Below are 26,212 nucleotides of genomic sequence, written 5' to 3'. Positions count from 1 at the left end.
GAGTGTTGTCTGGCTCACGTCAACCGGAGCCGGGAAATCAGCGCACAGCGATCCGGATGTTCTTCACCTGCTGGAACTCGTGGAGGCCTTCGATACCGCCAGTGCGGCCCGAGCCACTCTGCTTGTAGCCGCCGTACGGTCCCTGCGGCGAGATCTGGCTGAACTGGTTGATCCACACCGAACCGGACTCGAGTCGACGGGCCACTCGGTGCGCGCGGTTGAGATCCGTCGTCTGAACAAATGCGTTCAGGCCGTACGGGGTGTCGTTGGCGATCTGCACGGCCTCGTCCTCGTCGCGGAATCTCATCACCGAGACCACCGGCCCGAAGGTCTCCAACTGCGCGAGTTCCGAGGCGTTGTCGACGCCGCCGAACACGGTCGGCTCGACGTAGTAGCCGTCGCCATCGATCCGCTTGCCGCCCAACAACAATTCGCCCGCCCCGCTGGACACGGCGGTATCGACGGCGGCCAGGATCCGCTCGGCGGCCGCCTGGCTGATCACCGGCCCGAACGTGGTCGCGGGATCCATCGGGTCACCGATGCGGGCCGCGCCGACGATGCCGAGGAACTTCTCGAGAAATTCGTCGTAGACCGCATCATGGACGAGTATCCGGCTCGCGCACGCGCAGCTCTGGCCTGATTGCATGAGCGGGCCCTGATGTGCCGACAGCGATGCGGCCAGGTCCAGGTCGGCATCGGCGAAGATGATGTTGGCTGATTTGCCGCCCAGCTCGGTGACCACCGGCGTCAGATTCGTTGCGGCAGCTTGCAGCACCTTGCGTGCTGTCACCCCACCGCCGGTGAAGGCGATCTTGCCGATACCTCGATGACGCACCAGGGCGTCGCCACCATCGGCATCGGCTGGGACGACGGCCACCAGGCCCTCGGGCAATCCCGCCTCGACGCACAGCTCGCCGAAACGCAGCGCCGCGAACGGGGCGAGTTCCGAGGGTTTGAGGACGACGGCGTTGCCGGCTGCCAGGGCCGGGGCGACACACGATCCGGTGACGACCAGGGCGCCGTTCCACGGCGTGATGACGCCGACGACGCCGTACGGCTCGCGTTCGACGAGGTTGATGTCGAACGACCCGCTGACTGGAGTCGTCACCCCGTGCGGTTTGTCGGCGTAGCCCGCGAAATGTCGCAGGAACCCTTCGAGGAGGACTGCGGTGCCCGCGAACGAGATCGGCACCGCGTAGTCGGCCACGTTGAGTTTCGCGAGCTCGTCGAGGTGCTCGTGCACGACGTCGGCCAGGTCGATCAGCAGGTCCCGGCGCCGGTCGGCGGTGAGCGAGACCCATTGCCGCTGCGCCTTGGTCGCCGCTTGCACCGCGTTGTCGATCTCGCTGGCACCGGCCAGCGCTACGGTTCCGTTCGGTTGGCCGGTGGCCGGGTAGATGTGCTCGAAGATCACGCTTCGGCTTCCCATTCCTGCAACACCCGCTGCTTCTGCTCTCCGATCACCTGGTTCAGGTGCGAGGCCTTGGGCCATCCGTAATAGGCCGCGAAATGCAATGCCAGTTCGTCCATTTCCTTGAAAGACACGTCGCGACTCTTGAGCGCGGCGTAGACGTGGCTGACGATTGGAATGGGCGCGTCCTGAAACGCCACACAGGCCACCGTTACCAGTCGACGTTCCTTCATCCCGAGTCCGGGGCGCAGCCACATCTCCCCGAAGACGAAGTTGAGGATGCCGGCACCTGAGAAGGGATTGTCCCGAATCGGCGTGTATGGCATGCAGTTGACGTCCCGGAAGGACTGCTCGCCGCAGGCCAAGCGGTCCTCTGGATCACTCGGTGTGGTCAGCGGCAGGAGCGGACTCGGTGCCGGCGGCGTGAGACCGCGTTCGTGGTGAATGCGCTCCCATTGCTCGTCCACCACGCCGTTGAACCTAGAGGCCTTGGGCCAGCCGGCGTACACCGCGAAATGCAGGACGGTTTCCCTCATTTCGACGATGGAGACATCGCCGCTGTTGAGTGCGGCGTACACGTGGTCGCGCAACGGCCCGTCGGCATCGGCCGCCGCGACGCACGGCAGCGTGACGAATCGCCGATCCCGGCGGCTCAAGGCGGCCCGCGGCCATACCTCGGCGAACACGAAGTCGATGAGGTTGGCGGTCGCAGGAGAATCGTCCTCGGGGGCCGTGAACGTCATCACCTCGGCGAATTCGCGCCTGCCGCGCTCGGCCCGGGTGTCGGATGCGGTCATCGGATCGTCACCCCGGCGTCGATCTTGAACTCCAGGCCGGTGACGTGCCGGGCTTCGTCGGAGATCAGGAAAAGCACCGCATTGCTGATGTCCAGCGCCTCGGTCATCTGGATCGGCAGCGCATTCTGGAAGATCGGACCCAGGTCTTGACGAGTCTCGTGGAGCAGGGTGTGCAGGCTGTCCGGCCGCAACCCGGTGGCGACTCCCGTGGGATGCACGGTGTTGACCCGAACGTTCACCGCGGCAAGCTCATTGGCCAGGGCACGGCTGAGGCCGACCACACCGTGTTTGGATGCCGTGTAGGGCGTGTGCAGCGGTGAACCCTTGAGCCCCGCCACCGAACTGACATTGATCAGGCTGCCGCCGCGTTCCACCAGATGCGGCAGTGCGGCTGCGCAGGTGTTCCAGGTGCCGATCAGGTTCACGTCCACGACGGTGCGCCACTGCTCCGCGGTGGTGGTGTCCCAGGTGCCCGCGGTCAGCACCCCGGCGTTGGCAACCGAGGCCTCCAGACCGCCGAGCACGGCCACTCCCTCGGCGACCACGGCGCTCAATGCCGCACCGTCGCGCACGTCGACCACATAGGTCAGCGCCTGACGGCCGAGTTCCCTGACCAGGCTGGCGGTTTCGTCGAGATCGTCGCGGGTGGCCAGGGGATATTCCACCTCCGGCAGCGATTCGCAGATGTCGATGAGGATAAGGTCGGCGCCTTCCTCGGCGAGGCGTACGGCATGGCTTCGGCCCATGCCACGTGCTGCGCCGGTGATCAGCACGCGCTTGCCGGTGACCCGCCCCATCAGAGTTTGTTCGTGAAGCCGGCGTCGACGGGGAGGGTGACTCCGGTGACGTAGCGGGCAGCGTCGGACACCAGGTAGCTGATGGTCGCGCTGATGTCCTGCGGCTCCAGCAATGACACCGGCATCGGGTTCTGCAGATGTGGACCGCCGTCGGGGTAGTTCTCCAGGAACGCCGTCATCGCCGGGTTGACCGCCATCATGGTGTTGACCGCGGTGGGATGCACCGAGTTGACCCTGATGCTGTGTGGGGCAAGGGCATTGGACAGGGTGCGCATCAGCCCGACGATGCCGTGCTTGGATGCCGCGTAGCCCAGGCCTCCGCCCTGGAGCCCACCGAAGCCGCGCAGTCCGGCGGTCGAACTGGTGAAGACGATCGATCCACCGCGCCCGCCCTCGATCAAGTGGGGGATCGCGGCCTTGGCGGTGTGAAACGAGCCGACGAGGTTGACGTCGATCACGTCGTTCCACATATCGAGGTCTTCTTCGATGGTCAGCTCGCGGAATGCCATCGTGGCGATGCCCGCGTTGGCGAGCACGATGTCCAGGCGCCCGAACTGCTCGACGCCCGCGTCGAGTGCGGCTTTGAGCGCATGGAAATCGCGGACGTCGGCGACGGCGGCGACCATCTTGCCGCCCGCTGCCTCGACGAGGGCGACCGTCTCGTCGAGCTCGTCGCGGCTGGCCATCGGATACCCGTTCGATGGGATGTCGGCGCAGATGTCCACACCGATGACGGCAGCGCCTTCACCGGCGAGTGTCACCGCATGACTGCGCCCCTGACCTCGGGCTACCCCGGTGATGAAGGCGACTTTTCCGTCCAGATTTCCCATTGATCCTCGCTTCGCCGAATGGCTGTAACCGTGTTACAGCGGTACGGTAACGTGGTTACTCTCCGGCGGCAAGGGTGTTCTCAAAGTGGCAGCTGAACGTGATCGGGTCCTCGACATCGTCGTGGACCTCCTTGAGACCGAGGGCTATGAAGGGGTGCAACTGCGTGAGGTGGCACGCCGGGCCAAGACCTCACTGGCCACGATCTACAAGCGTTACGCCACGCGCGACGAGTTGATCCTGGCCGCGCTGGATTCCTGGATGGCCGAGAACCGGTACTCGGGAGTGGCCGGGCAGGTGCGTGAGTCGGAGGAGTCCCTCTACGAGGCGCTGATGCGGATGTTCCGCACCATCTTCGAGCCGTGGGAGAAGCACCCCGACATGCTCAGGGCCTACTCGCGGGCCAGGGCGGCGCCGGGCGGGGACCGCCTGGTGCGCCGGGGCCTCGATATCGTCGTACCCACGGGTCGGTCCATCCTGACCGGGGTGGACGAGGCATTCGTCCACGATCTCGACACCATCGTGACCAGCCTGGTGTTCGGTCTGGTCGGCCGCTTCACCGCGGGCGAGATCGCCATCACCGAGATCCTGCCCAGCCTCGATCGGACCATCTACTGGCTCACGGCGGGGTATGAGGCTGCGCGCTAGCCGATGTGAGCGCCGATGAACTCCACGATGTCCACGGCGACCTCGCGGTGCGCGGACTCGTTGAGGATGTCGTGGCGCCCACCCGGAAATTCCTTGAACTGCAATGCTTCTATCTGTTCGGAGTAGGCCTTCACCGCACCGATCGGGGCGATGACGTCGGCAGAACCGTGCAGGGCCAGGGTCGGCACGGTCAGCTTGGGCAGTTCGGCACCGAACCGGTCCCAGGCCCGGTCCAGCTCGCGGGTGAGCGCGGCTCCATCGGCGTCGACGAAGGCCAGTGGATCGTTCTCCAGGGCGTCGAGGTAGAACGGGTCGGACGAGAGCCAGGTGGGGTCCAGGTCCAATTCGGTGTCCGCATCGAGCATCTCGGGGATCGGCACCAACGGAGCGCCGGAGATGATGCCGGCCCGATACCGGTCGGGTGCACCGAGCAGCCGGAACAGGGTCACCACCGAGCCGAACGAATGTCCTTGTGCCACCAGCGGTATGCCGGCGCTCTCTTGCTCGGCGAGGGTGGTCAGTGCCTCCGCCAGTGCCCAACTGTCCTCGATGCTGCCGAAGTCGCCCCGGGTGCCCGGAGTCAGTCCGTGCCCGAACTGATCGACCGCCCACAGGTCGATGCCCGCGGCATTGAGCGCGAAACCATACCGGTGGTAGACCCCGGTGTGTTCACCGAACCCGTGCAGGAAGACGACGGCTGCGCGGGGTTCCGCTGCGGCCCAGTGCCGGTAGTAGGCGCGGCCGCGTTCGTGCTCGATGAATGGCATACCGCTCACTGCAGCAATATCGGGGCCGGACCGCAAGCATTCTTCTCATCGGTTCAGCGAATGCCGAGCAGCACATCGTGTTGGTCGGCCATCCGATCCTGGATCGCCTTGACCACGGCGGCCACCACCGGGCGGCGCAGCGTCTCGGCCCGGGCCACCAGCCAGTAGCTCAACCGAACCGTCAGTTCTGTGGGCAGCACCCGAACCAGATCCTCGTGCCGGTCGGCCATGAAACACGGAAGCAGCCCCAGCCCCGCAGCGGCGCGGGTGGCCTCGACGTGAACGAAAACGTTGGTGGACGTCACGGATTCGCGCATGGCCGGCGCAAAGCTGGTGGCCATGTCGAGGTCATCGACCTGCAACATCGAATCGATGAAGTAGACCAACGGAAATCGGGCCAGGTCCGCGATGCCGGACGGGGTGCCGTGTTCGGCGAGATAGGAGCGCGCGCCGTACAGGCCAAGGCAGTAGTCACCGAGGCGGATCGCCTCGGCTCGTCGTACCTGGGGCGCTCCCACCACGATCTCGAGGTCCAGGCTCGACCGCTGTTGAGAAGCGCGGCGGGTGGCGGTCACGATCTCGACGGTCAGGCGAGGGTGACGGCGTTGCACCTGGGCCGCCGCGGGGGCGGCGATGTAGGCGCTGAAGCCGTCCGTCGCCGAGACCCGGACCACGCCCTCGAGTTGCCGGGCGCCGGTGGTACTCAGGGTGGATACCGCGGACTCGACGGCCTCGGCGGCGGCCAGCGCCTCGCGGCCGAGGTCGGTGAGTTCCCAGCCGCCGCCGGCCCGGGTCAGTACCCGGCCCCCGATGGCCTGCTCCAACGCGGCGATACGCCGCGAGATCGTGGTGTGGTTGATGCCCAGCTCATCGGCCGCGGCGGTGTAGCGGCCGGACCGGCCGACCGCGAGCAGCACGAGCAGATCGTCCGCGCTGGGGCGCCCGGAGCGTTGCGGACCGTCCATTTCTGCATTTTTGCAGACTGCTCGTGCGGTTTTACCCATTGCGGCGAGTTCGGCGTGCATGAATACTCACGAAAGCTGTAAGGGGCATCACAGTAATGAGCAATGAGGAGAGCCGCGGATGAGCGCGCCCAATATGACCGGTCTGCGCCGTGTCGTCGCCGCATCGATGGCGGGCACGGTGGTCGAGTGGTACGAGTTCTTCCTGTACGGAACCGCCGCCACGCTGGTGTTCAACAAGTTGTTCTTCCCGCAGGGCGGCAATGACCTGGACACCATCATGGCGGCCTTCGGTACCTACGCCATCGGCTTCCTGGCCCGCCCCCTGGGCGGCATCGTGTTCGGTCACTACGGCGACAAGTTCGGCCGCAAGAAACTGCTGCAGTTCAGCCTGGTACTCGTCGGCTTGGCCACGTTCCTGATGGGCTGCCTGCCGACCTACGCGCAGATCGGCTACCTGGCACCGATCTTGCTGGTGGTCCTGCGGTTCCTGCAGGGCTTCGCGGTCGGCGGCGAGTGGGGTGGTGCCGTGCTGCTCGTGGCCGAGCACAGCCCGAACCGTTCGCGCGGTTTCTGGGCCAGTTGGCCGCAGGCCGGCGTGCCGGTAGGCAACATGCTGGCGACCGTGGTGTTGCTGCTGCTGAACGGACTGCTCAGTGCCGACGCGTTCCTGTCCTGGGGTTGGCGCGTGGCGTTCTGGCTGTCGGCTGTGGTGGTGCTGATCGGCTACTACATCCGCACCAAGGTGACCGACGCTCCGATCTTCGTTGCGGCCCAACAGGAAGCCGAACAGATCAAGGCCAGCTCGTTCAGTGCGATCGAGGTGCTCAAGCGCTATCCGCGCGGGGTGTTCACCGCGATGGGCCTGCGTTTCGGCGAGAACATCATGTACTACCTGGTGGTCACGTTCTCGATCACCTATCTCAAGGAGCACGTGCACTCCGACACCAGCGACATCCTGTGGTGGCTGCTCATCGCCCACACGGTGCACCTCGTGGCCATCCCGACGGTAGGGGCGCTTTCGGACCGTTACGGACGTCGTCCGGTGTACTTCTTCGGTGCTGTCGGAGCAGCCTGCTGGGGCTTCTTCGCCTATCCGATGATGGACAGCGGTCAGTATCTGCCGGTGATCGGGGCCATCACGCTTGGCCTGGTGATCCATGCCCTGATGTACGCGCCGCAGCCCGCGCTGATGTCCGAGATGTTCCCCACCCGGATGCGCTATTCCGGTGTCTCCCTTGGCTATCAGGTCACCTCGATCGCCGCCGGGTCGCTGGCGCCGATTATCGCGGTCTGGTTGTTGAAGACCTACGGCTCCTCCGTGCCGATCGCGGTGTACCTCGCGCTGGCCGCTCTCGTGACGCTGATCGCGCTGGCGTTCACCCGCGAGACCAAGGGTGTGGACCTGGCCGACATCGATGCCGCCGATCTGCAGCGGGCCGCGGCATGAGCGATCTGGCCGGCCGCACGGCACTGGTCACCGGGGCTGCCAGCGGGATCGGCGCGGCATGTGCCCGCGAGCTGGCGTCCCTCGGTGCGGTGGTCACGGTGGCCGACATCAACGGACCTGCCGCGGCTTCCGTGGCCGAGGAGATCGGCGGAAAGCCCTGGGCAGTGGACCTTCTCGACGTCTCGGCGCTGGAGACGCTGCAGCTGGACTGCGACATCCTGGTGAACAACGCCGGGGTGCAGAGCATCCACCCGATCCAGGAATTCCCGCCCGAGCGGTTCCGGATGCTGCTGGCTTTGATGGTCGAGGTGCCGTTCCTGTTGATCCGCGCCGCGCTGCCGCACATGTATGCCCAGGGGTTCGGTCGCATCGTCAACATCTCCTCGGTGCACGGCCTGCGCGCCTCGGAGTTCAAGTCCGGCTACGTCACGGCCAAGCATGCACTGGAGGGGTTGTCGAAGGTGACCGCGCTCGAGGGCGGCCCGCACGGGGTGACCAGTAACTGCGTCAACCCCGGCTATGTGCGGACCCCGTTGGTCACCGAACAGATCGCCGATCAGGCTCGCATCCACGGCATTCCAGAGCAGGACGTGCTGGCCGAGGTGCTGCTGAAGGAAAGCGCGGTCAAGCAATTGGTCGAGCCGGAAGAGGTGGGCGCGTTGGTAGGTTGGCTGGCGTCGCCGAACGCCCGGATGGTGACCGGGGCGTCGTACACGATGGATGGTGGGTGGAGCGCACGATGACCACAACAGAAGCTCAATGGGAACCGACCCCGGAAGGCGTCGCGGCCGCGAAGGTCACCGACTTCGCCCGGTTCGTGGAGTCCCGCACCGGTATCAGCGCGCCTGACTATCAGAGCCTGTGGCAATGGTCCGTCGATGATCCGGCCGCATTCTGGGGCGCGCTGTGGGATTACTTCGACCTGGGTGAGCGGCCAGAGCAGGTGCTCGTCGGCGACGCGATGCCGGGCGTGCGCTGGTTCCCCGGTTCCCGGCTCAACTACGTCGACCAGGTGGCCCGCCAGGCCCGGACCGATCGACCGGCCATTCTCACCGTCGCCGAGGGCGGCGCCGTCACCGAGCTGTCCTGGGCCGAATTGTTGCGCCGTACCGCGTCATTCGCGTACACCTTGCGATCGCTCGGCGTGGAGCCGGGTGACCGGGTGGTCGGCTACCTGCCCAACATCGCCGAGGCGATCATCGCCTTCCTGGCTACTGCGAGCATCGGCGCGATCTGGAGCGCCTGCGGACAGGACTACACCGCCAAGGCGGCTCTCGACCGGCTCGGTCAGTTGGAGCCGACGGTGTTGGTGACCGCCGACGGCTACCAGTTCGGGGGCAAGTCCCACGACAAGAGCGCCGATATCGCCGCAGTCCGCGAGGGTCTGCCCACGTTGAAGGCCTCGGTGCTGGTGTCACGACTGGGTGCGGCCCGTGACGACTGGCTGGACTGGGAGTCGGCGACCGCCGGTAAGAGCGAGTTGGCTACGACGCCGGTCGATTTCGATCATCCGCTTTGGGTTCTGTATTCGTCGGGCACCACCGGGCTGCCCAAAGGCATCATGCACGGCCACGGCGGCGTGCTGCTCGAACACCTCAAAGCGGTGTCGCTGCAGTCCGACATCGGTCGTGACGACACCTTCTTCTGGTACACCAGCCCGAGCTGGATGATGTGGAATTTCCAGGTGGCCGGCCTGCTGGTCGGGGCCACCATCGTCTGTTACGAGGGCAGCCCCACCTATCCGGCGGCCGACGCACTGTGGCACATCGCGGCCACCGTCCGTGCGACGATTCTGGGCACCAGTCCCGGTTATGTGCTGGCCTGTGCGAAGGCCGGTGCGGTACCCCGCGAAGAGCATGATCTGTCGGCGTTGAGAACCGTGGGCATCACCGGATCGTCACTGCCGCCCTCGTCGGCACTGTGGCTGCGCGACAACGTCGGTGAGCGCGTACAGGTCGCATCGATCAGCGGCGGAACCGACGTGGTGTCGGCCTTCATCGGCGGTGTGCCGACCGTGCCGGTGTGGCCGGGTGAGCTGTCGGCGCGCTACCTCGGTGCGGCAGTGGATGCCTGGGACGAATCCGGCAATCCGGTGCGCGGCGAGGTCGGCGAGCTCGTGATCACCAAACCACTGCCCTCGATGCCGATCGCGTTCTGGAACGATGCCGACGGATCCCGGTACCGCGATGCCTATTTCGAGATGTTCCCCGGCGTGTGGCGGCACGGCGACTGGATCACCATCACCGATCACGACAGCGTCGTCGTGCACGGGCGCTCGGACTCCACCCTGAACCGCAACGGCATCCGTATGGGCAGCGCCGACATCTATCAGTCGGTCGAGCGGTTGCCCGAGATCGCCGAGGCGCTGGTGATCGGGGCCGAGCAGCCCGACGGCGGGTACTGGATGCCGTTGTTCGTGGTGCTCGCCGAGGGTGTCGAGCTCACGGACACAGTGCGGGACAAGATCATTCAGACCATCCGCACCGAGGTGTCGCCACGGCACGTGCCCGACGACATCCTTGTTGCCCCGGGCATCCCACACACCCGCACGGGTAAGAAGCTCGAGGTCCCGATCAAGAAGCTGTTCCAGGGCGCTGACGCGGCCAAGGTGGTCGAGCGCAGCGCCGTGGACAATCCGGATCTGCTGGACTGGTACGCGTCACTTGTCTCCGCCCAAACTACGGGTTTTGCTGTGAAATCCGTGATTTCCCGTCAAAAACCGTAGTCTCGGCGCGATCGGTGGGCGCGTCAGCCCAACCAGGCACCGATGCGGCGCAGCGCCTCTTCGATATCGCTGGTCGGCCCGGCGAAGGACAGCCGGACATAGGAGCCGCCGCGCACGGTGTCGAAGTCGATGCCGGGAGCGATGGCAACACCGGTCTCGGTCAACAGCTTCGAGCACCAGGCCAGTGAGTCGTCGGTGTAGTGACTGACGTCGGCGTACACATAGAAGGCGCCGTCGGTCGGGGCCAACCGGTCGATACCGATGCCACGCAGCCCGTCGAGCAGCAGTGTGCGGTTGTCGGCGTAGTGCGAGAGCAGGCCGTCGGCCTCGGCCAGTGACTCCGGCGTGAACGCGGCCACCGCGGCATGCTGGGCCAGTGCGGGTGGGCAGATGGTGAAGTTGCCGGTGAGCCGGTCGACCGCGCGTTGCAGCCCGGTGGGCACCAGCAGCCAGCCCAGCCGCCACCCGGTCATCGCGAAGTACTTCGAGAAGCTGTTGACCACAACGGCATTGCGCGAGGTCTGCCACGCGCAGCTGGTTTCGGGCGCACCGGGGTAGACCAGGCCGTGGTAGACCTCGTCGCTGATCAACCGCACACCGGAGTCGTCACACCATGTCGCGATGGCGGCCAACTCGGCGGGCGGGATGACGGTGCCGGTCGGGTTGGCCGGGCTGGCGACGATCACACCGGCCACCGGGGGATCGAGCGCGTCGAGCATCGCGACCGTCGGCTGGAACCGGGTCTCGGGGCCGCACGGGATCTCGACCACCTCGCAGCCTAGCGCGGTGAGGATGTTGCGGTAACAGGGGTAGCCCGGGCTGGCGATCGCCACCCGGTCACCGACGTCGAAGCAGGCCAGGAAGGTCAGCAGGAACCCGCCCGAGGATCCGGTGGTGAGCACCACCTCGTCGACGCCGACCTCGACACCGTACTTGCGGTACGACGCGGCGATCTCGGCGCGCAGCTCGGGGAGACCGAGCGCGACGGTGTAGCCGAGCTGGCCCTGGTTCAGCGCGGCGACGGCGGCATCACGCACCGCCGTCGGCGCCCCGGCGCTGGGCTGCCCGGCGGACAGGTTGACCAGGTCGCCGTGCATGCGCTGGCGCTCGTCGGCGGCCAGCCACACGTCCATGACGTGAAACGGCGGGATTCCGGCTCGCAGTGCGACGTGGTTGTCCATGTATTGCAGGCTAGAAGACGGCGGCGGCCGAGCCGCCTAGAAGACCTCGGCTTCGAGCCGGCGCAGATGCTCACGCGGCGGACCCAGCAACTGGGCGCTGCCGTGGGCGCGCTTGAAGTACAGCTGGATGTCGCTCTCCCAGGTGATGGCGATACCGCCGTGCAGTTGGATGGCCTCGGCCGTCACCGCGGACAGCGCCTCGCTGGCGAAGTAGCGGGCCAGAGAGGCCGTGGTGGCTGACGGGGCGGCGATGGCGTCGTTGACGACGGCGCGCGCCGAGGACACCTTGACGTACAGGTCGGCCATCCGGTGCTTGAGCGCCTGGAAGCTGCCGATCGCGCGGCCGAACTGCACCCGGTCCTTGGTGTAGGCGACGGTGAGGTCCAGGCAGCGCGACGCGGCGCCGATCTGTTCGGCGGCCATCAACAGGGCCGCGGTGTCGGCCAGTCCCGGGTCGGCGCCGAGGACGACGGTGTCGCCGGGGATCACCGCGGACAGCCGGCGGGTCAGATCCATGGTGGATTTGGGAGTGGCGGTGAACGTGGTCCAGCGGGTCAGGTTCTCCCCGTCGGCGGCGATGACGACATCGGCCACGTCGCCGTTGAGCACGTAGTCGGCGTCGAATGCCACGGTGCCGATGGAGGCGCCCTCGGCGAGACCTTCGAGCGGCTCGTGATCTCCGACGGCCAGCAGGGCGAGCTCGGCCAGCGTGGTGCCGAGCAGCGGCGTCGGCACCAGGGCCTTACCGAGCTCTTCGAGAACCACCGCGGCATCGGCGAGTTCGCCTCCGGCGCCGCCCAGCTCCTCCGGCACCACCAGAGCGGCGGCGCCGACCTGCTCGCATAGCAGGCTCCACAGCTTCTCGTCGTAGCCGCGTTCGGATTCCATCGCGGTGCGCACTGCCTCGGGGGAGGCGTGCTTGTCCACCAGCGCGGCGACGGTTTCGCGCAGCAGTTGGCGTTCTTCACTCACGAGAGGACCTCCAGCAGTCGACGGCGGTGCAGGGTGGGATCGCCCCAAGCGCTGCGCAACGCCTGCACGCGCAGCAGTGACAGGGACAAGTCGTGTTCCTGGGTGAACCCGATGGCGCCGTGGGTCTGCAGCGCAGAGCGGGCGGCCAGCAGGGCGGCGTCGGCGGCGGCGACCTTGGCCGCGCTGATGTCACGTGCGGTGTCGGGCGACGTGGCCCCATCTTTCTGGCTGGCCAGCGACAGCGCCGCGCCGTAGACCAGCGGGCGGGCCAGCTCGACGGCGATGAGCACGTCGGCCAGCTTGTGCTTGATGGCCTGGTACGAGCCGATGATCCGGCCGAACTGTGCTCGCTGCTTGGCGTATTCGACGGACTGGTCGAGCATGGCCTGGCCGGCGCCTACCAACTGGGCGGCGGTGGCCAGGACACCGAACTCATAGGCCCGCGCGGTGTCGGCGGCCTGGGTGTCACCGGAGGCCGTGACGTCGAACAGCTTTCGGGCGGGGTCGACGGAATCGTGCGCATCGCCGGCAGTCGCGTCACCGACCTGACCGTCGGCGGCCAGCAGCGTCAGTCCCGCGAAGTCGGCGTTGACCGCGCGCGGCACCTGTGGAGGCATGGCGACGGTGGCGATCAGCTCGCCGGAGGCCAGCGCACCCGAACGCTCGTCGTTCGTGAGCAGAATCGGTGCGACGGCGATGGATTCGGTTACCGGACCGGGCACCGCCCAGTAGCCCAACCGCTCCAGGGCGACCACGAGGTCGACAGGATGTGCCTCGATGCCGTCGTACTTCTCGGGCACCAGCAGCGCGGTGACCCCGAGGTCGGTCAGCTGTGCCCACACCTTTCGGCCCGGCCCGGTGTCACCCTCGCCCCAGGCGCGTACCGCAGCCGGGACATCGGCGGCGCTCAGCGCCGCGTCGATGCTGGCCGCGAAGTCCCGCTGCTGTTCGTCGATTTCGAAATTCACTTCGGCTCCCGGGGCAGGCCAAGAAGGCGCTCGGCAATGATGTTGCGCTGGATCTCGTTGGTGCCGGCGTAGATCGGGCCGCCAAGAGCGAACAGCAGACCTTCGGTCCAGTGGTCGACCAACTCGGCGTCAGGACCCTGCATGTCCAATGCGGTCTGATGCAGGGCGACGTCCAGGTCGGACCAGAACACCTTGGTCACCGAGGACTCGGCGCCCAGCTCACCACCGTTGGCCAGCCGGGTCACGGTGCCGAAGGTGTGCAGCCGGTAGGCCTGGGCCTTGATCCAGGCATCGGCGACTCGGTCGGTGAACACCGGATCAGGATTGGACTTCCACTGCGCGACAAGGCGTTCAGCTGGAGCCATGAAGCGCGCCGGGCTGCGCAGCGACATGCCGCGCTCGTTGCTCGACGTGCTCATGGCCGCGCGCCAGCCCTCGTGCACGCCGCCGATCACGTCGTTGTCCGGCACGAACACGTCGTCGAGGAAGATCTCGCCGAAACCGGTGTCCCCGCCGAGCTGGGCGATCGGGCGCACGGTGATGCCGGGCGCCTTGAGGTCGAACATGAAGTAGGTCAGACCCTTGTGGCGCTGGGCCTCCGGGTCGGAGCGGAACAGGCCGAAGCCGCGCTCACCGAACGGTGCGCGTGAGCTCCAGATCTTCTGCCCGTTGAGCTTCCAGCCGCCGTCGACCTTGGTGGCCGTCGAACGCAGGGAGGCCAGGTCGCTGCCGGACTCCGGCTCGGACCAGGCCTGGGCCCAGATCTCCTCGCCGCTGGCCATTTTCGGCAGCACACGCTGGAGTTGCTCTTCGGTGCCGTGCGCGAACAGTGTCGGCGCCAGCATCGCAGTGCCGTTGGCGCTGGCCCGGCCCGGAGCGCCGGCGTGGAAGTACTCCTCCTCGAACACCACCCACTGCAGCAGGGTGGCGTCACGGCCGCCGTACTCCTTGGGCCACGCGATCACCGACAGCCCGGCGTCGAAAAGCACCTTGTCCCAGCGGCGGTGCTGTTCGAAACCCTCAAGGGTGTCGTACGACTTCGTCGGGAACGACTCCCGGTTGGCTTTCAGGAAGTCGCGGACCTCGGCCCGGAAGGCCTCGGTCTCGTCGTCGAATGTCAGGTCCATTGCACCCCTTCTCGGGTCCCTCTGCTGCGCAGCACCGGTTTGATCACCTTGCCGCCCGGATTTCGCGGCAGCACATCCAGAAACTCAACTGATCGCGGCACCTTGAAGTTCGCCAGATGCTCGCGGGTGTGGGCTATTACGGCGGCCTCGTCGAGCGCCACCCCGGGCTTGAGCACCACGTAGGCCTTGCCGACCTCGCCGAGCCGCTCGTCGGGCACGCCGATCACCGCGGCCTCGGCCACCCCGTCCAACCGGGCCAGCACCTGCTCGATCTCGGCCGGGTACACGTTGAACCCGCCGCAGATGAACATGTCCTTGAGGCGGTCGGTGATGGTCAGGTTGCCGCGGGTGTCCAGCGTGCCGATGTCGCCCGTGTGCAGCCAGCCGTCGGCGTCGATGGCCGCCGCGGTGGCCTCGGGGTCGTCGAGGTAGCCGAGCATGACGTTGGGGCCGCGCAGCAACACCTCGCCCGAATCATCCAGGCGTAGTTCGAAATCGGCGATGGGCCGACCGCAGGTGGTGGCCACCGTCAGGGCGTCGTCGTCGGGGCGACACATGGTGCCGAAGCCGGCCGCCTCCGTGAGGCCGTAGGCGGTCAGCACGATGTCGATGTCGAGTTCGGACTGCATCCGCTCGATCAGGACCACCGGGACGACGGCCGCGCCGGTGACAGAGAAGCGCAGCGAGGACAGGTCGTAGTCGGCGCGCTTCGGGTGGTCCAGCAGGGTCTGGAAGATGGTCGGCGGGCCGGGGAGGACGGTGATGCGCTGTTCGGCGATGATTTTGAGGGCCTGCTCTGGCTTGAACGTCAGCACCGGGTACAGCGTCGCGCCGGTCTGCAGGCAGGCCAGGATGCCGGCCTTGTAGCCGAAGTTGTGGAAGAACGGGTTGATGCACAGGTAGCGGTCGGTGCTGCTGACCTGACCGCACTCGGCCCAGGCCGCCGATCCGTCGAGCGACTGGCGGTGTGCGCACCGCACGCCCTTGCTGCGTCCGGTGGTGCCGGAGGTGAACAGGATGTCGGAGACGTCGTCGGGCTGTACCGCCGCGGCGCGGGCGTCGACAGCTTCGAGGTCGGTCCCGCGGGCGACGAACTCGTCCCAGGTTCCGTCCTGTTTTTCGATGGGCACCCGCACGATGTGCCGCAGCGCCGGCAGCGCGTCGCGATCCAGTTCGGCCGCGTGGTCGGAGCCCAGGAACTCGCCCGAGGCGATCAGCAGTGGGGCCTCGGTGCGGGCCAGGATGTCGGTGGCCTCGCTGGCGGTATAGCGGGTGTTGAGCGGCACCATCTCCGCGCCGGCGTAATGGGTGGCCAGGCAGGCCACCACCCAGTGCCAGGTGTTGGGGGACCAGATCGCCACCCGGTCGCCGGGTTCGACACCGAGGTCGATCATCGCCGCGGCGGCTTGGCGTACGTGCGCGCGCAGTTCCGAGTAGGTGAGGCACTTATCGTCACCTGCTGAATCGCCGGCCCCGCCGGCAGTGACCAGCGCTTCATGGTCGGAAAACTGCACGGCAACCCGGTCCAGCACCGCTGGAACGGTGCGGCGATCGCTCGTCATCGATGCTCCCTTAACAAAGCAAGTGCTTGGTAGGTTAGCCTACAGGGGTGATAGAGGTCCAGGAGTTCCGGGCCGAGGTCCGGCAGTGGCTCGCAGACAATCTTGTTGGCGAATTCGCAGCGCTCAAGGGCCTGGGTGGACCGGGGCGTGAACACGAAGCCTTCGAAGAGCGCCGGGCGTGGAATCAGCATCTGGCCGCGGCGGGACTGACCTGCCTCGGCTGGCCGGTGGAGCACGGCGGCCGCGGGCTGTCGGTCGCGCATCGCGTCGCCTTCTACGAGGAGTACGCCCGCGCGAACGCTCCCGACAAGGTCAACCACCTGGGCGAGGAACTGCTCGGGCCGACGCTCATCGAGTACGGCACCCCCGAACAGCAGCAGCGGTTCCTGCCGAAGATCCTCGACGTCACCGAGCTGTGGAGCCAGGGCTATTCCGAGCCCAATGCCGGCAGCGACCTGGCCAATGTGGCGACGACGGCCGAGCTCGATGCCGAGGGTGAACAGTGGCGCATCAATGGCCAGAAGGTGTGGACGTCGCTGGCCCACTGGGCGCAGTGGTGCTTCGTGGTGGCGCGCACCGAGAAGGGCTCCAAGCGGCACGCCGGTCTGTCCTATCTGCTGGTGCCGCTGGATCAGCCCGGCGTCGAGATCCGCCCGATCATCCAGCTGACCGGTGACTCCGAATTCAACGAGGTGTTCTTCGACGACGCCCGCACCGAGGCGTCGCTCGTGGTCGGTCAGCCCGGAGACGGCTGGCGCGTGGCCATGGGCACGCTGACCTTCGAGCGCGGGGTGTCCACGCTGGGCCAGCAGATCCGCTACGCCCGTGAGCACGCCAACCTCGTCGAGCTGGCCAAGCGCACCGGCGCGGCCGACGATCCGCTGATCCGCCAAAAGCTGACCGAGTCGTGGACCGGCCTGCAGGCCATGCGGTCCTACGCCCTGGCAACGATGGATGTCGAACAGCCCGGCCAGGACAACGTGTCGAAGCTGTTGTGGGCCAACTGGCATCGCGAGCTCGGCGAGATCGCCATGGACGTGCAGGGCATGGCCGGACTGGCGCTGCCCGAGGGCGAGTTCGACGAGTGGCAGCGGCTGTACCTGTTCTCGCGTTCGGACACCATCTACGGCGGGTCGAACGAAATCCAGCGCAACATCATCGCCGAGCGGGTGCTCGGCCTACCCCGAGAGGCCAAGGGCTGAGCGCTCGCGCGAAGCCCAGAGGAGAGAAGTATGACTAATCTGTCCATCGCTCCGAATGAGGTCGAGGGCCACGGCCTTTTGGCGGGCAAGGTCGTCCTGGTCACCGCCGCCGCGGGTACCGGTATCGGCTCGTCCACCGCGCGCCGCGCTCTGCTGGAGGGCGCCGACGTCGTGGTGTCCGACTACCACGAGCGACGCCTGAACGAGACCCGCGATCAGTTGGCAGAGCTCGGCCTGGGCCGGGTCGAGGCCGTGGTCTGCGATGTCACCTCCACCGAGGCGGTGGACGCACTCATCGCCCGGTCGGTCGAAAAGATGGGTCGCCTGGACGTTTTGGTCAACAACGCCGGTCTGGGCGGGGAGACCCCGCTGGTCGACATGACCGACGACGAGTGGGACCGGGTCCTGAACGTCACACTGAACTCGGTGATGAGGGCCACCCGCGCGGCCCTGCGCTACTTCCGGGACGTCGAGCACGGCGGTGTGATCGTGAACAACGCCAGTGTTCTCGGCTGGCGCGCGCAGCACTCGCAGTCGCACTACGCGGCCGCCAAGGCCGGCGTGATGGCACTGACCCGTTGCAGCGCAATCGAAGCCGTCGAGTTCGGGGTGCGGATCAACGCGGTCTCGCCGAGCATCGCGCGGCACAAGTTCCTGGAGCGCTCGGCCGATGCGGCCCTGCTGGACCGGCTGTCCTCGGACGAGGCGTTCGGTCGCGCGGCCGAGCCGTGGGAGATCGCCACCACCATCGCCTACCTGGCCAGCGACTACTCGAGCTACCTGACCGGCGAGGTCATCTCGGTTTCCAGCCAGCGGGCCTAGGGCGCGTCCATCCCGCGCTGGGCGAGGCCGGTGCGGTCCGCCCAGCCGCGGATGTCGCCCTTGTTGATGGCCAGTGCCAGCAGCTCGGGAAACGCGTCGGGCGTGCAGGCGAACGCCGGGATCTCCATGGCGGCCAGATCGGCGGCGATCTCGCGGTCGAACGACGGTGCGCCCGAATCGGACAACGCCAGCAGCACGACCACCTGGACGCCCGCGTCCACGAGTTGCCTGACGCGGGCGAGCATCTCGTCGCGGACACCGCCCTCGTAGAGGTCGGAGATCAGCACGAAGATGCTGTCGGCCGGGCGCGTGATCAGGGTCTGGCAGTACGCGATGGCTCGGTTGATGTCGGTGCCGCCGCCGAGTTGAGTGCCGAACAGCACGTCAACGGGGTCGTCGAGCAGGCCGGTGAGGTCGACGACTTCGGTATCGAATACCACCAGCGACGTGCGCAGCGACCGCATCGAGGCGATCACCGCGCCGAAAACCGCGGAGTACACGATCGATTCGGCCATCGAACCGGACTGGTCGATGGCCAGCACGATGTCCTTGGTCACCGAGCGGCCGGCGCGGCGGAACCCGACCAGCCGTTCGGGGATGATCGTGTTCAGTTCGGGCTGAAACGTCTTCAGGTTGCGCGCGATGGTGCGGTTCCAGTCGATGTCGGACGCCAGCGGACGGCTGGTGCGGGCATTGCGGGACAGCGCCCCGCGCAGCGTGGCCCGGGTGCCGTCGGCGATGCGCCGCTCGATGTCCTCGACGACCTTACGCACCAGGGCCCGGGCCGATGCCTTGGATTCGTCGGGAATGGCCTGCCCCAGCGTGATGAGCGTGGTGGCCAATGACAGGTCCGGTACGACGCTGTCCATCATCTCCGGTTCGAGCAGCAGCATGCGCAGGTTGAGCCGTTCGATGGCATCCTGCTGCATCACCTGAACCACCGTGCTGGGAAAGTACTTTCGTATATCGCCCAGCCAACGCGCCACCGATGGAGCCGAACCGCCGAGTCCCCCTCTGCGGTCATAGAGCGCCGACAGCGCTTTGTCCATCTCGACATCACCGCCTTGCAGGCTCGGCAGTGACTCCGCGTCCGACCCCAGCACCAGCCGCCACCGGCGGTCCCGTTCGTCGGCGATGGTCTCGTCAGTCATGGGCGATACCTCGTGCGAAGATGGCCGCCGCCGCGATCACCGCGGGGCGGGCGCGTTCGGCGTCGATGGCGAATTCGGTGCGGACAGCGGAGCCTGCCGTGGCCACCGCATGCCCGATGTTGCGTTTGATGCCCGCGTCGAAGGTGCTGAAGGTCCGACGCACCAGCGGCAATACGTCGGTGAACTCCGTTGCCGTCAAACCGGTCAGCCATTCGTCGATAACAGAAAGCAGTTCGGTGTCATGCACCAGCAGCAGCCCGCTGCCGGACAGAAAACCCTCGATCCAGGCCGACTTCTCGTCGGCCGGTGCCCCGATGCTCAAGGCGCGGCGCATGCGTCGCGCTGCTTCGCTGGTGGTGAACACCGCTCCGTCGACGCCGATGCGGACGAAACGGCCGACCAGGCTGCCGTGCAGATCGTCGCGATCGGCCAGACGCGCGATCGTGGCCAGCCACTCCCCGCGGATGTCGGCATCGAGCAGGTCGACGGTGTCGGTGACCGCGTTGACGTGCGCGAGCATCTCGGCGGCCGCGTCCGGGCCGAGCCCGGTCAGCGTCGCGGGCAGGCCGACGTTGACGCGGCGCAGCAGCGACGTGGTGACCACACCGAGCGCACCCGCGTCGGTGCGGCGCACATCGCCGTAGCGCAATGACCGGGCCAGCGCGGGCAGGGCCGCCATGAGCTCCGTGAGGTCCCGGTCGACGGCGGCCTTGTTCTCCAGGATCGCGAGCAGTTGCGGGACTGCTTCGTCGATCCCACCGAGCAGAGCGGCCTCGATCGCCGCGGTGACCTGTCCCAGATGCGTAGCGTTCTCAGCGCTATCGGCCAGTTTGGCCTTGCAGGCGCGGTACACCGTGTTGCCCCATACCGACGACACCACGACCTTCACGGCGAACTCGGGTTGCCACTGCAGGGTCCAGGCTTCCTTGAACGTGCCCTGCCCGGTGGTCAGCTCGGGTTCGCCCCACGGAATGTCGAGCACGGCGAGCCGATGCAGCAGATGGGACTTCGCGAGGTCGTTCGGCTTGCGCAGGTCGAGGGTGACCTGCTTGGCACCTGCGTCGGGTTTGAGGCGCAATGCCTTCTGTTGCTTGGTGATGTCGGCGAGCAGCGGCACCATCGGCAGATGTTCGGGAATGCCGCCCAGCCGTTCCCCGATCACCAGTTCGCGCACGATCAGCCCGAATCGGGTGTCGGATCCTTCGCACAGCACGGATTCGGTGGCCTCGTTGACCTCACTCAACCCGGGATGGGCCCGGCCCCGCATCGCGGCCAGCGCGTTGGCCAGCCGGACTCCTTCTATGACGTGGGCCGAGGAGACGAAGATGTCGTGGTCGCGTAATGCCCTGGCCGCCAGCGTGAGCCAGGTTTCCACCGGACGTTCCCGCTCCACGAACGCGTGCTGATACCAGCCGGGCGAGCGGATACCCGCGCCATAGCCCGACGCCGCGGCCAGCCGCGAATGCGTCCACGGCACCCACACCGTCGCTGACTTGACCTTGGGCAGGCCGCGCAGCATTGCCGAATCCGCGCTTGCCGGGGGCAGTTTCCCTGCCAATGCGGGAGCGTGCCAGGCCCCGCAGATCACGGCCACCGTCGAGAATTCCTTGACGGCTTTGCGGATCACCTGACGCATGTGTGCTTCGCGCTGCTGCTCCACTACGTCGTCCTCGTCGGGTTCGAGCTCCCGCACCGTCCCCATGGCCTCGGTGATCGCCTCGAATCCGCTTCCATCCGTGCGGGATTCGACCACATCGTCCCACCAGCGTTCGGGATCGTCGTAACCCGCTGCATCGGCGAGCGCCGCGATCGGATCGACCCGAACCCGCGATACGTCCGCGTGCCGCTGGTCGCGCTGAGCCAGCACAGTGGCCGCGGGCAGATCGCAGAATCGCACCGGCACCCGGTGGCGGGCGGCCCACAGCAGCGCCTGCCACTCAGGCGAGAAGCCGCCGAACGGCCAGAACGCCGACACCGCGGGGTCATCGACCGCATAGGCCATGATCGCCACCGGTGGCACCATGTCGGTGTCATCCACGTCGGTGGCGAGCCGGTCCGCATCGGCCGGCCCTTCGATCACCACGATGTCCGGCTGGATGCGGTCCAGCTCCGACACCACGGCACGCGCGGATCCGGGACCGTGGTGCCGGATACCCAGGACGTGGGTGGTCACGAGTGCAGGACGTCCCGCGATGCCCGGTAGAAGTCGGCCCAGCCGTCGCGTTCACGCACCACTGCTTCGAGGTATTCCAGCCACACCACCGCGTCGTTGACCGGATCCTTCACGACCGCGCCGACGATGCCGGCTGCGGTGTCTGCCGGCCGGAGCACTCCGTCGCCGAAGTGCGCCGACATCGCGATGCCCTGGGTGACCACCGAGATCGCCTCGGCGGTGGACAGGGTGCCCGACGGCTGCTTGAGCTTGTTGCGGCCGTCGGCGGTCAGCCCCGAGCGCAGTTCCCGGAAGACCGTGACGACCCGGCGGATTTCGTCGGCCGAGGTCGGTACCTCGGGCAGCTGCAGCGACCCGCTGACGTCGGCCACCCGGCGCGTCACGATCTCCACCTCGTCGTCGAGGCTCGCAGGCAGCGGAAGGACCACGGTGTTGAACCGGCGGCGCAGCGCCGACGACAGGTCGTTGACGCCGCGGTCGCGGTCGTTCGCCGTCGCGATCACGTTGAACCCCTGCGTCGCCTGCACCTCGCTACCGAGTTCGGGTATCGGCAAGGTCTTTTCGGACAGCACGGTGATGAGCGCATCCTGTACCTCCGACGGGATACGGGTGAGCTCTTCGAGGCGGGCGATCTTGCCGTCGCGCATCGCGGTCATGATCGGTGACGGAACCAGGGCCTGCTGTGACGGGCCTTCGGCGATCAGCCGCGCGTAGTTCCAGCCGTATCGCACCGCTTCCTCGACGGTGCCCGCGGTGCCCTGCACCAGCAGCGTCGAATCCCCGGCTACCGCTGCGGCGAGATGCTCCGACACCCAGGTCTTGGCGGTTCCGGGCACCCCGAGCAGCAGCAGTGCCCGGTCGGTGGCCAGTGTCGCGACGGCCACCTCGATGATCCGCCGGGGACCGATGTACTTCGGGGTGATCTCCACTCCCTCGACGGTTTCCCCACCGAGCAGATAACGAACGACGGCGTGCGGCGACATCAGCCAGTTCGGCGGCACGGGCTTGTCATCTGCGGCGCGCAGGGCCGCGAGTTCCGCGGCGAACAACTGCTCGGCGTGCGGACGCAGGAGCGTGGGCGCTTCGGTCATTGGAGTTCCTTTGCAATGTCGGATCGCAGGGTGAGCAGCTCGAAGATGGTCGCGTAGAACTTGTGTAGTTCCTCGTCTGTGGTGTGGTCGACGAGTGTCGCGATGCGCCGCAGCCAGTCCAGCGGATACCCGGCCGCCAGATGTGCGGCGGCCTCGCGGCGTTGGCGTGCCGTGCCCCAGCCGGTGCCTGCCAGGGATCCGAACAGTGCCGCGGCAACGTCGGGGGCGAACGGTCGGGGCAGGCCCGCGGCCACGCGCACCAGGGGTGCGGCGTCCGCGACGTTGGTTAGCGCGCGGATCATCTCGGCGGTGATCGCCGGATGTGCGGTGGACGGGTCGTAGCAGGTGCCGTAATCGGCGGGCAGGCAACGCTGCAACAGCGGCACGGCCCAGGCGGGGTCGTTGCCGCGCAGCGCGCTGAGGGTCAGCGCGGCCAGCACCGCCTGATCGCTGTCGGACAGCGCACGGGCGACCTTCTCCGGTAACACCGCGCTGAAGACCTCGCTCCAGAACGTGATCGGCGTGCGCGCGACGACGGCTTCGGGTTTGGTGGTGCTCAGCCCGTCACGAACCGCGGCGGCGTCAGGCCCGGGTAGCGGATGGACGGTGACCTTCACCCCGAGCAACGACTTCTTCACCGAGAAAATCTGAGCAGCACGCTCTTTCATGCGGTCCAGGTATCTGCTACGCGAACGGCCACCCAGCACGGCGATGGCGGCACTGCGCACGGTGGCGGCCCGGTCGTCGAGCGCGGCTTCCAGGAAAGGCTCGTCGGCGTCGTGTTCGGGTGACGCGAACGCCGCCAACAGCGCCGCCCGGGACTCGGCGTCCTCGGCCGCCCAGTGCTGCGCCACGAGGTCGCGGGCCCGGTCCGGGTCGAGGCCGCGCGCGGTGGCGAGCCATTCGAGGCGTTTGGCGGTGTTGCCGTGGGTGTAGTCGGTTTCCTTGGGCCACTCGGTGGGCCGGGCCCGCAGAACGTCGCGCAGCGCGCGATGTCCGCGGCCGTAGTGTTCGACGGCGTACCACTGGCCACCGTTGCCGATCGCCTCCCAGAGTTCCTGTGTCACAACGCCGCTCTGCTGGATCCGCAACAGCTCGGGGATGAGCCGCGGCGGAAGCCGGAGGCCCGCCGCCGCAATGTCGGCCAGCACACCGTCGAGGATGGGACGGGTCGTGAGCGCCCGCTCGATGAGAAAGGCGTGCGCAGCGGTGATCAGCGGCCGGGTTTCCGGTGGTGCCGGATCGGAGCCCGTCTCGACGGACGTCGGCAACTGCCCGGCTCGCCGGGCGACTGCGTAGAGGCCGGCCACCCGCAGCGCCGACCCCACCGGGTCGCCGGCGTCGCGCACCGCCGCGACGCTGCCGTCGACCGGAACATCGAATGTGCTGTCGGGTAAGGGTTTCGCGCCGAATCCCACGGTGGCGGCGGAGATCATCCGTTGGTAATCGCTCACAGGGCGGTCACCGCCGGGCCGGCCAGACGCGATGGCGGCGCGTCGCTCAACATCGACAGCGGATCGATCCCGTCCGTGGTGATCTCGGTCAGCAGCGGAAATAGTCGTCCGCCGCTTCCGGCCTGTAGTCGGGCCCAGCGGGCGTCGTCGCAAGTCGCAGGCAGAGCGCTGCCCGCGGCATCGACCAGGTAGCGGCGTTTGGGCCTGCTGAGTTCTACGGGCCGGGCGGCGACGATCGCGGGGTACCGGAGCAACCACGGGTCGACCGTCAGAGCGCGGGCCCGTGCGGCCAGCGCCGAATCGATCCCGGTGCCGGCGACCGCGAGTTGCCCGATGGGCTCGGTCGGCACGTCGCCGTCGGGGATTGCGACTCGGAAGCTCGACGGGCCGCCGGGATACGGGTAGACGCCGCCGGTGAACTCGCGCCCGGGGGTGAGCCGGTTGTCGAAGCTGGCCCCGCTCGGCGCGGTGGACTGCACATTGACCAGGAGGCCGGTGGCGGTGCCGCTCAACCACATTCGCCGGGTGGTGTATCGATCCTCCAAGGTCTCGGCGTAACCGAGTACCTGCCAGGTGTCGTTGACCGGGTCGGCGGCCAGCACCTCTGCCCGCCCCACCGTGAATCCGATGTGGCGGCGAACCGCAGCGGCGGTCTCCTCGGACAGCGCGTCGACGGTGCGGTAGGCGTCGATCAGCAGCCGGATCAGCCCGAGGTCCTCGATGATCAGCCGTGGCCACTCGTCGTGGGTGAGATGGCCGGGCAGGCTGCGCAACCAGCGCGCCAGGCCAGGGGCCTTGGCGTCGACCATACGTTTGGCGATCGGCTCACTCCAGCCGGCGTACGGATCGGCGCTGATGCCGGCGATGCCGTTGCGGACCTGATCGTCGATCCACCGCTGGAGCTGCTCCAGACCCTCGCTGACGCTGTGCTCGCGTGCCGCGATGGCCTTCTCGCTGACCTCACGCGGCGCTTTCGGAGCTGCGGGAGCTGCAGGCGCCGCGACGACGCCCGCTGGAGCCTCCGACGAGGCGTCGACGCTGCCGCCACACCAGCGCAGCACCAGACCGACCACGTGTTTACAGGGAAATTGCCGCGACGGGCACGAGCACTTGTACGTCGGGCCCACCAGGTTGACCTGTACGCGATACGGGGTACGCCCGCTGCCCTGGAAGTCGCCCCAAACCAAGGTTTGGGTGGCACCGGTGCCGGACCAACCGGCGGCGCCTGCGAGTTTCTGGCCCGCTGCGTACGCCTTCCCGGCAAACTGACGTACCTCGTCGGTGGACCACACCGTTTGCTGATCCAACCGCCGCCCCTCCAGATGCGTAGTGACCCCGGCCAGCCTAACCAGAACGCCCGACACCCGGCCACAGCAAATTCGTGACGGTCTCCACAGGATCTTCACAAACACTGCCCGTGACCGCCACAACCTGCACCTAGAGTCGGGTTCGTGAAGCGAATCCTGGTGGTCGACGACGAGCCGACCATCCTGGCCGCGGTGGCGACCCGGCTGCGTGCCGAGGCTTTCGAGGTGGCGACGGCGGTCGACGGACCGTCGGCGGTGGAAACCGCGTTGGCAACGTCGCCTGATCTTGTGGTCCTCGACGTGATGCTGCCCGGCTTCGACGGTCTGGAAGTGTGCCGGCGTATTCAGGCACAGCTTCCCGTGCCGGTGCTGATGCTGACTGCCCGCACCGACGAGACAGACATGCTCATCGGCCTCGGTATCGGTGCCGACGACTACCTGACCAAGCCGTTCAGCATGCGCGAACTGGTGGCCCGGGTGCGGGTGCTGTTGCGCCGGGTGGACCGGGCGAACGGCGACCAGCCGCTGTCGGTGGGCGACTATCGCATCGACCTGAGCGAGCGTCGGGTCCATGAGGGCGACCGGGAGATCCACCTCACCCGAACCGAATTCGATCTGCTCGTGTTCCTGGCCGGCCGGCCCAGGGCCGCGGTGCCCCGCGAGACCCTGCTGGAGCACGTGTGGGGTTGGGCCGCCGGGGTGGAGACCCGCACCGTGGACAGCCACGTCAAGGCGCTGCGCCGCAAGCTCGGATCCGAGCTGATCCGGACGGTGCACGGAGTGGGCTACGCCCTGGAGGTCCCGCGATGAGCCTGGC

23 protein-coding genes are annotated in these 26,212 nt (G+C 67.5%); 7 read left to right on the top strand and 16 right to left on the bottom strand.

What is annotated here, in order from left to right; translation table 11 throughout:
* Positions 1 to 37: 37 nt before the first annotated feature.
* Genes EH231_RS19515 through EH231_RS19500 form a run of 4 tightly spaced genes read right to left on the bottom strand, consistent with a single transcriptional unit; the run spans position 38 to position 3,835 of the window.
* The gene (locus EH231_RS19515) at positions 38 to 1,429 is read right to left on the bottom strand and encodes an aldehyde dehydrogenase family protein (RefSeq protein ID WP_234927305.1); all 1,392 of its coding nucleotides are present in this window, start codon (positions 1,427 to 1,429) and stop codon (positions 38 to 40) included.
* Complete coding sequence (locus EH231_RS19510) at positions 1,411 to 2,208, bottom strand: carboxymuconolactone decarboxylase family protein (protein ID WP_090430536.1); 798 nt, start codon at positions 2,206 to 2,208, stop codon at positions 1,411 to 1,413. The genes EH231_RS19515 and EH231_RS19510 overlap by 19 nt, the downstream gene beginning before the upstream one ends.
* Positions 2,205 to 3,005 carry a mycofactocin-coupled SDR family oxidoreductase gene (locus tag EH231_RS19505; protein WP_170856363.1) on the bottom strand — a complete coding sequence of 267 codons (801 nt, stop codon included), beginning with the start codon at positions 3,003 to 3,005 and terminating at the stop codon, positions 2,205 to 2,207. The genes EH231_RS19510 and EH231_RS19505 overlap by 4 nt, the downstream gene beginning before the upstream one ends.
* Positions 3,005 to 3,835, bottom strand: coding sequence for a mycofactocin-coupled SDR family oxidoreductase (locus tag EH231_RS19500; protein WP_090430538.1), 831 nt, complete (start codon positions 3,833 to 3,835; stop codon positions 3,005 to 3,007). The genes EH231_RS19505 and EH231_RS19500 overlap by 1 nt, the downstream gene beginning before the upstream one ends.
* Before the next feature lie 85 nt (positions 3,836 to 3,920).
* Here EH231_RS19500 and EH231_RS19495 point away from each other — a divergent pair, with 85 nt between their 5' ends.
* Positions 3,921 to 4,481: a TetR/AcrR family transcriptional regulator gene (locus EH231_RS19495; RefSeq protein ID WP_090430539.1), complete on the top strand. Its 561-nt coding sequence runs from the start codon at positions 3,921 to 3,923 to the stop codon at positions 4,479 to 4,481.
* Here EH231_RS19495 and EH231_RS19490 read toward each other — a convergent pair.
* Together EH231_RS19490 and EH231_RS19485 are read right to left on the bottom strand one after the other, a co-directional pair.
* Positions 4,478 to 5,248 (bottom strand): alpha/beta fold hydrolase, encoded by a 771-nt coding sequence (locus tag EH231_RS19490; RefSeq protein WP_124713119.1) that lies wholly within the window; start codon positions 5,246 to 5,248, stop codon positions 4,478 to 4,480. The two genes, EH231_RS19495 and EH231_RS19490, sit on opposite strands and share 4 nt — an antisense overlap.
* 53 nt (positions 5,249 to 5,301) lie before the next feature.
* Complete coding sequence (locus EH231_RS19485; protein WP_124713118.1) at positions 5,302 to 6,213, bottom strand: LysR family transcriptional regulator; 912 nt, start codon at positions 6,211 to 6,213, stop codon at positions 5,302 to 5,304.
* 118 nt (positions 6,214 to 6,331) lie between these two features.
* Between EH231_RS19485 and EH231_RS19480 the strand changes: the two genes are divergently transcribed.
* Genes EH231_RS19480 through EH231_RS19470 form a run of 3 tightly spaced genes read left to right on the top strand, consistent with a single transcriptional unit; the run spans position 6,332 to position 10,385 of the window.
* A complete protein-coding gene (locus EH231_RS19480; RefSeq protein WP_090430545.1) occupies positions 6,332 to 7,660 on the top strand; it encodes an MFS transporter in 1,329 nt (442 codons plus the stop codon).
* On the top strand, positions 7,657 to 8,403 hold the full coding sequence (locus tag EH231_RS19475; protein ID WP_090430547.1) for a 3-hydroxybutyrate dehydrogenase: 747 nt from the start codon (positions 7,657 to 7,659) through the stop codon (positions 8,401 to 8,403). The genes EH231_RS19480 and EH231_RS19475 overlap by 4 nt, the downstream gene beginning before the upstream one ends.
* Positions 8,400 to 10,385: an acetoacetate--CoA ligase gene (locus EH231_RS19470; RefSeq protein WP_124713117.1), complete on the top strand. Its 1,986-nt coding sequence runs from the start codon at positions 8,400 to 8,402 to the stop codon at positions 10,383 to 10,385. The genes EH231_RS19475 and EH231_RS19470 overlap by 4 nt, the downstream gene beginning before the upstream one ends.
* 23 nt (positions 10,386 to 10,408) lie before the next feature.
* Here EH231_RS19470 and EH231_RS19465 read toward each other — a convergent pair whose 3' ends face one another.
* From EH231_RS19465 to fadD3, 5 genes are read right to left on the bottom strand one after another with little or no spacing between them, the layout of a single operon-like run.
* Complete coding sequence (locus EH231_RS19465; RefSeq protein ID WP_164480957.1) at positions 10,409 to 11,566, bottom strand: pyridoxal phosphate-dependent aminotransferase; 1,158 nt, start codon at positions 11,564 to 11,566, stop codon at positions 10,409 to 10,411.
* A gap of 36 nt (positions 11,567 to 11,602) precedes the next feature.
* Positions 11,603 to 12,538, bottom strand: a complete 936-nt coding sequence (gene ipdE2 / locus EH231_RS19460) for an acyl-CoA dehydrogenase IpdE2 (protein ID WP_090430551.1) — start codon at positions 12,536 to 12,538, stop codon at positions 11,603 to 11,605.
* Positions 12,535 to 13,506 carry an acyl-CoA dehydrogenase family protein gene (locus EH231_RS19455; protein WP_124713115.1) on the bottom strand — a complete coding sequence of 324 codons (972 nt, stop codon included), beginning with the start codon at positions 13,504 to 13,506 and terminating at the stop codon, positions 12,535 to 12,537. Before EH231_RS19455 ends, ipdE2 begins: the two co-directional genes overlap by 4 nt.
* Positions 13,503 to 14,633 (bottom strand): acyl-CoA dehydrogenase family protein, encoded by a 1,131-nt coding sequence (locus tag EH231_RS19450; RefSeq protein ID WP_090430555.1) that lies wholly within the window; start codon positions 14,631 to 14,633, stop codon positions 13,503 to 13,505. Before EH231_RS19450 ends, EH231_RS19455 begins: the two co-directional genes overlap by 4 nt.
* The gene (gene fadD3 / locus EH231_RS19445; RefSeq protein ID WP_090430557.1) at positions 14,624 to 16,195 is read right to left on the bottom strand and encodes a 3-((3aS,4S,7aS)-7a-methyl-1,5-dioxo-octahydro-1H-inden-4-yl)propanoate--CoA ligase FadD3; all 1,572 of its coding nucleotides are present in this window, start codon (positions 16,193 to 16,195) and stop codon (positions 14,624 to 14,626) included. Before fadD3 ends, EH231_RS19450 begins: the two co-directional genes overlap by 10 nt.
* A 47-nt stretch (positions 16,196 to 16,242) precedes the next feature.
* On the opposite strand from fadD3, the gene ipdE1 reads away from it, so the two are divergent.
* Together ipdE1 and ipdF are read left to right on the top strand one after the other, a co-directional pair.
* Positions 16,243 to 17,397, top strand: coding sequence for an acyl-CoA dehydrogenase IpdE1 (gene ipdE1 / locus EH231_RS19440; protein ID WP_090430559.1), 1,155 nt, complete (start codon positions 16,243 to 16,245; stop codon positions 17,395 to 17,397).
* A 30-nt stretch (positions 17,398 to 17,427) separates the two neighbouring features.
* On the top strand, positions 17,428 to 18,219 hold the full coding sequence (gene ipdF / locus EH231_RS19435) for a (5R,7aS)-5-hydroxy-7a-methyl-1-oxo-2,3,5,6,7,7a-hexahydro-1H-indene-carboxyl-CoA reductase (protein WP_124713114.1): 792 nt from the start codon (positions 17,428 to 17,430) through the stop codon (positions 18,217 to 18,219).
* On the opposite strand, the gene EH231_RS19430 is transcribed toward ipdF, so the two are convergent.
* From EH231_RS19430 to EH231_RS19410, 5 genes are read right to left on the bottom strand one after another with little or no spacing between them, the layout of a single operon-like run.
* Positions 18,216 to 19,370, bottom strand: coding sequence for a VWA domain-containing protein (locus EH231_RS19430; protein WP_124713113.1), 1,155 nt, complete (start codon positions 19,368 to 19,370; stop codon positions 18,216 to 18,218). The two genes, ipdF and EH231_RS19430, sit on opposite strands and share 4 nt — an antisense overlap.
* Positions 19,363 to 21,543, bottom strand: coding sequence for a DUF5682 family protein (locus EH231_RS19425; protein WP_241177772.1), 2,181 nt, complete (start codon positions 21,541 to 21,543; stop codon positions 19,363 to 19,365). Before EH231_RS19425 ends, EH231_RS19430 begins: the two co-directional genes overlap by 8 nt.
* Positions 21,540 to 22,634 carry an ATP-binding protein gene (locus EH231_RS19420; RefSeq protein ID WP_090430567.1) on the bottom strand — a complete coding sequence of 365 codons (1,095 nt, stop codon included), beginning with the start codon at positions 22,632 to 22,634 and terminating at the stop codon, positions 21,540 to 21,542. The genes EH231_RS19425 and EH231_RS19420 overlap by 4 nt, the downstream gene beginning before the upstream one ends.
* Positions 22,631 to 24,088 carry a DUF5691 domain-containing protein gene (locus EH231_RS19415; protein WP_124713111.1) on the bottom strand — a complete coding sequence of 486 codons (1,458 nt, stop codon included), beginning with the start codon at positions 24,086 to 24,088 and terminating at the stop codon, positions 22,631 to 22,633. Before EH231_RS19415 ends, EH231_RS19420 begins: the two co-directional genes overlap by 4 nt.
* The gene (locus EH231_RS19410; RefSeq protein ID WP_164480956.1) at positions 24,085 to 25,395 is read right to left on the bottom strand and encodes an SWIM zinc finger family protein; all 1,311 of its coding nucleotides are present in this window, start codon (positions 25,393 to 25,395) and stop codon (positions 24,085 to 24,087) included. The genes EH231_RS19415 and EH231_RS19410 overlap by 4 nt, the downstream gene beginning before the upstream one ends.
* Positions 25,396 to 25,539: 144 nt before the next feature.
* Between EH231_RS19410 and EH231_RS19405 the strand changes: the two genes are divergently transcribed.
* Entirely contained in the window at positions 25,540 to 26,205 is a 666-nt protein-coding gene (locus tag EH231_RS19405; protein WP_124713109.1) for a response regulator transcription factor, read from the top strand.
* Positions 26,206 to 26,212: the final 7 nt, after the last annotated feature.

Origin of the sequence: Mycolicibacterium nivoides (assembly GCF_003855255.1) — a bacterium.
In the GTDB taxonomy this organism is placed as follows: Bacteria; Actinomycetota; Actinomycetes; order Mycobacteriales; family Mycobacteriaceae; genus Mycobacterium; species Mycobacterium nivoides.
This window is presented reverse-complemented; position numbering and strand designations above follow the sequence as displayed.

Excerpts from the sequence above, each read along its gene's own strand:
- EH231_RS19500 (WP_090430538.1), bottom strand. The coding sequence starts at position 3,835 with ATGGGAAATCTGGACGGAAAAGTCGCCTTCATCACCGGGGTAGCCCGA.
- ipdF (WP_124713114.1), top strand. The coding sequence starts at position 17,428 with ATGACTAATCTGTCCATCGCTCCGAATGAGGTCGAGGGCCACGGCCTT.
- EH231_RS19470 (WP_124713117.1), top strand. The coding sequence starts at position 8,400 with ATGACCACAACAGAAGCTCAATGGGAACCGACCCCGGAAGGCGTCGCG.
- EH231_RS19465 (WP_164480957.1), bottom strand. The coding sequence starts at position 11,566 with ATGGACAACCACGTCGCACTGCGAGCCGGAATCCCGCCGTTTCACGTC.
- EH231_RS19515 (WP_234927305.1), bottom strand. The coding sequence starts at position 1,429 with ATGGGAAGCCGAAGCGTGATCTTCGAGCACATCTACCCGGCCACCGGC.
- EH231_RS19420 (WP_090430567.1), bottom strand. The coding sequence starts at position 22,634 with ATGACCGAAGCGCCCACGCTCCTGCGTCCGCACGCCGAGCAGTTGTTC.
- EH231_RS19430 (WP_124713113.1), bottom strand. The coding sequence starts at position 19,370 with ATGACTGACGAGACCATCGCCGACGAACGGGACCGCCGGTGGCGGCTG.
- EH231_RS19505 (WP_170856363.1), bottom strand. The coding sequence starts at position 3,005 with ATGGGGCGGGTCACCGGCAAGCGCGTGCTGATCACCGGCGCAGCACGT.
- EH231_RS19510 (WP_090430536.1), bottom strand. The coding sequence starts at position 2,208 with ATGACCGCATCCGACACCCGGGCCGAGCGCGGCAGGCGCGAATTCGCC.
- EH231_RS19485 (WP_124713118.1), bottom strand. The coding sequence starts at position 6,213 with ATGGACGGTCCGCAACGCTCCGGGCGCCCCAGCGCGGACGATCTGCTC.
- EH231_RS19490 (WP_124713119.1), bottom strand. The coding sequence starts at position 5,248 with ATGCCATTCATCGAGCACGAACGCGGCCGCGCCTACTACCGGCACTGG.
- EH231_RS19480 (WP_090430545.1), top strand. The coding sequence starts at position 6,332 with ATGAGCGCGCCCAATATGACCGGTCTGCGCCGTGTCGTCGCCGCATCG.
- fadD3 (WP_090430557.1), bottom strand. The coding sequence starts at position 16,195 with ATGACGAGCGATCGCCGCACCGTTCCAGCGGTGCTGGACCGGGTTGCC.
- EH231_RS19450 (WP_090430555.1), bottom strand. The coding sequence starts at position 14,633 with ATGGACCTGACATTCGACGACGAGACCGAGGCCTTCCGGGCCGAGGTC.
- EH231_RS19475 (WP_090430547.1), top strand. The coding sequence starts at position 7,657 with ATGAGCGATCTGGCCGGCCGCACGGCACTGGTCACCGGGGCTGCCAGC.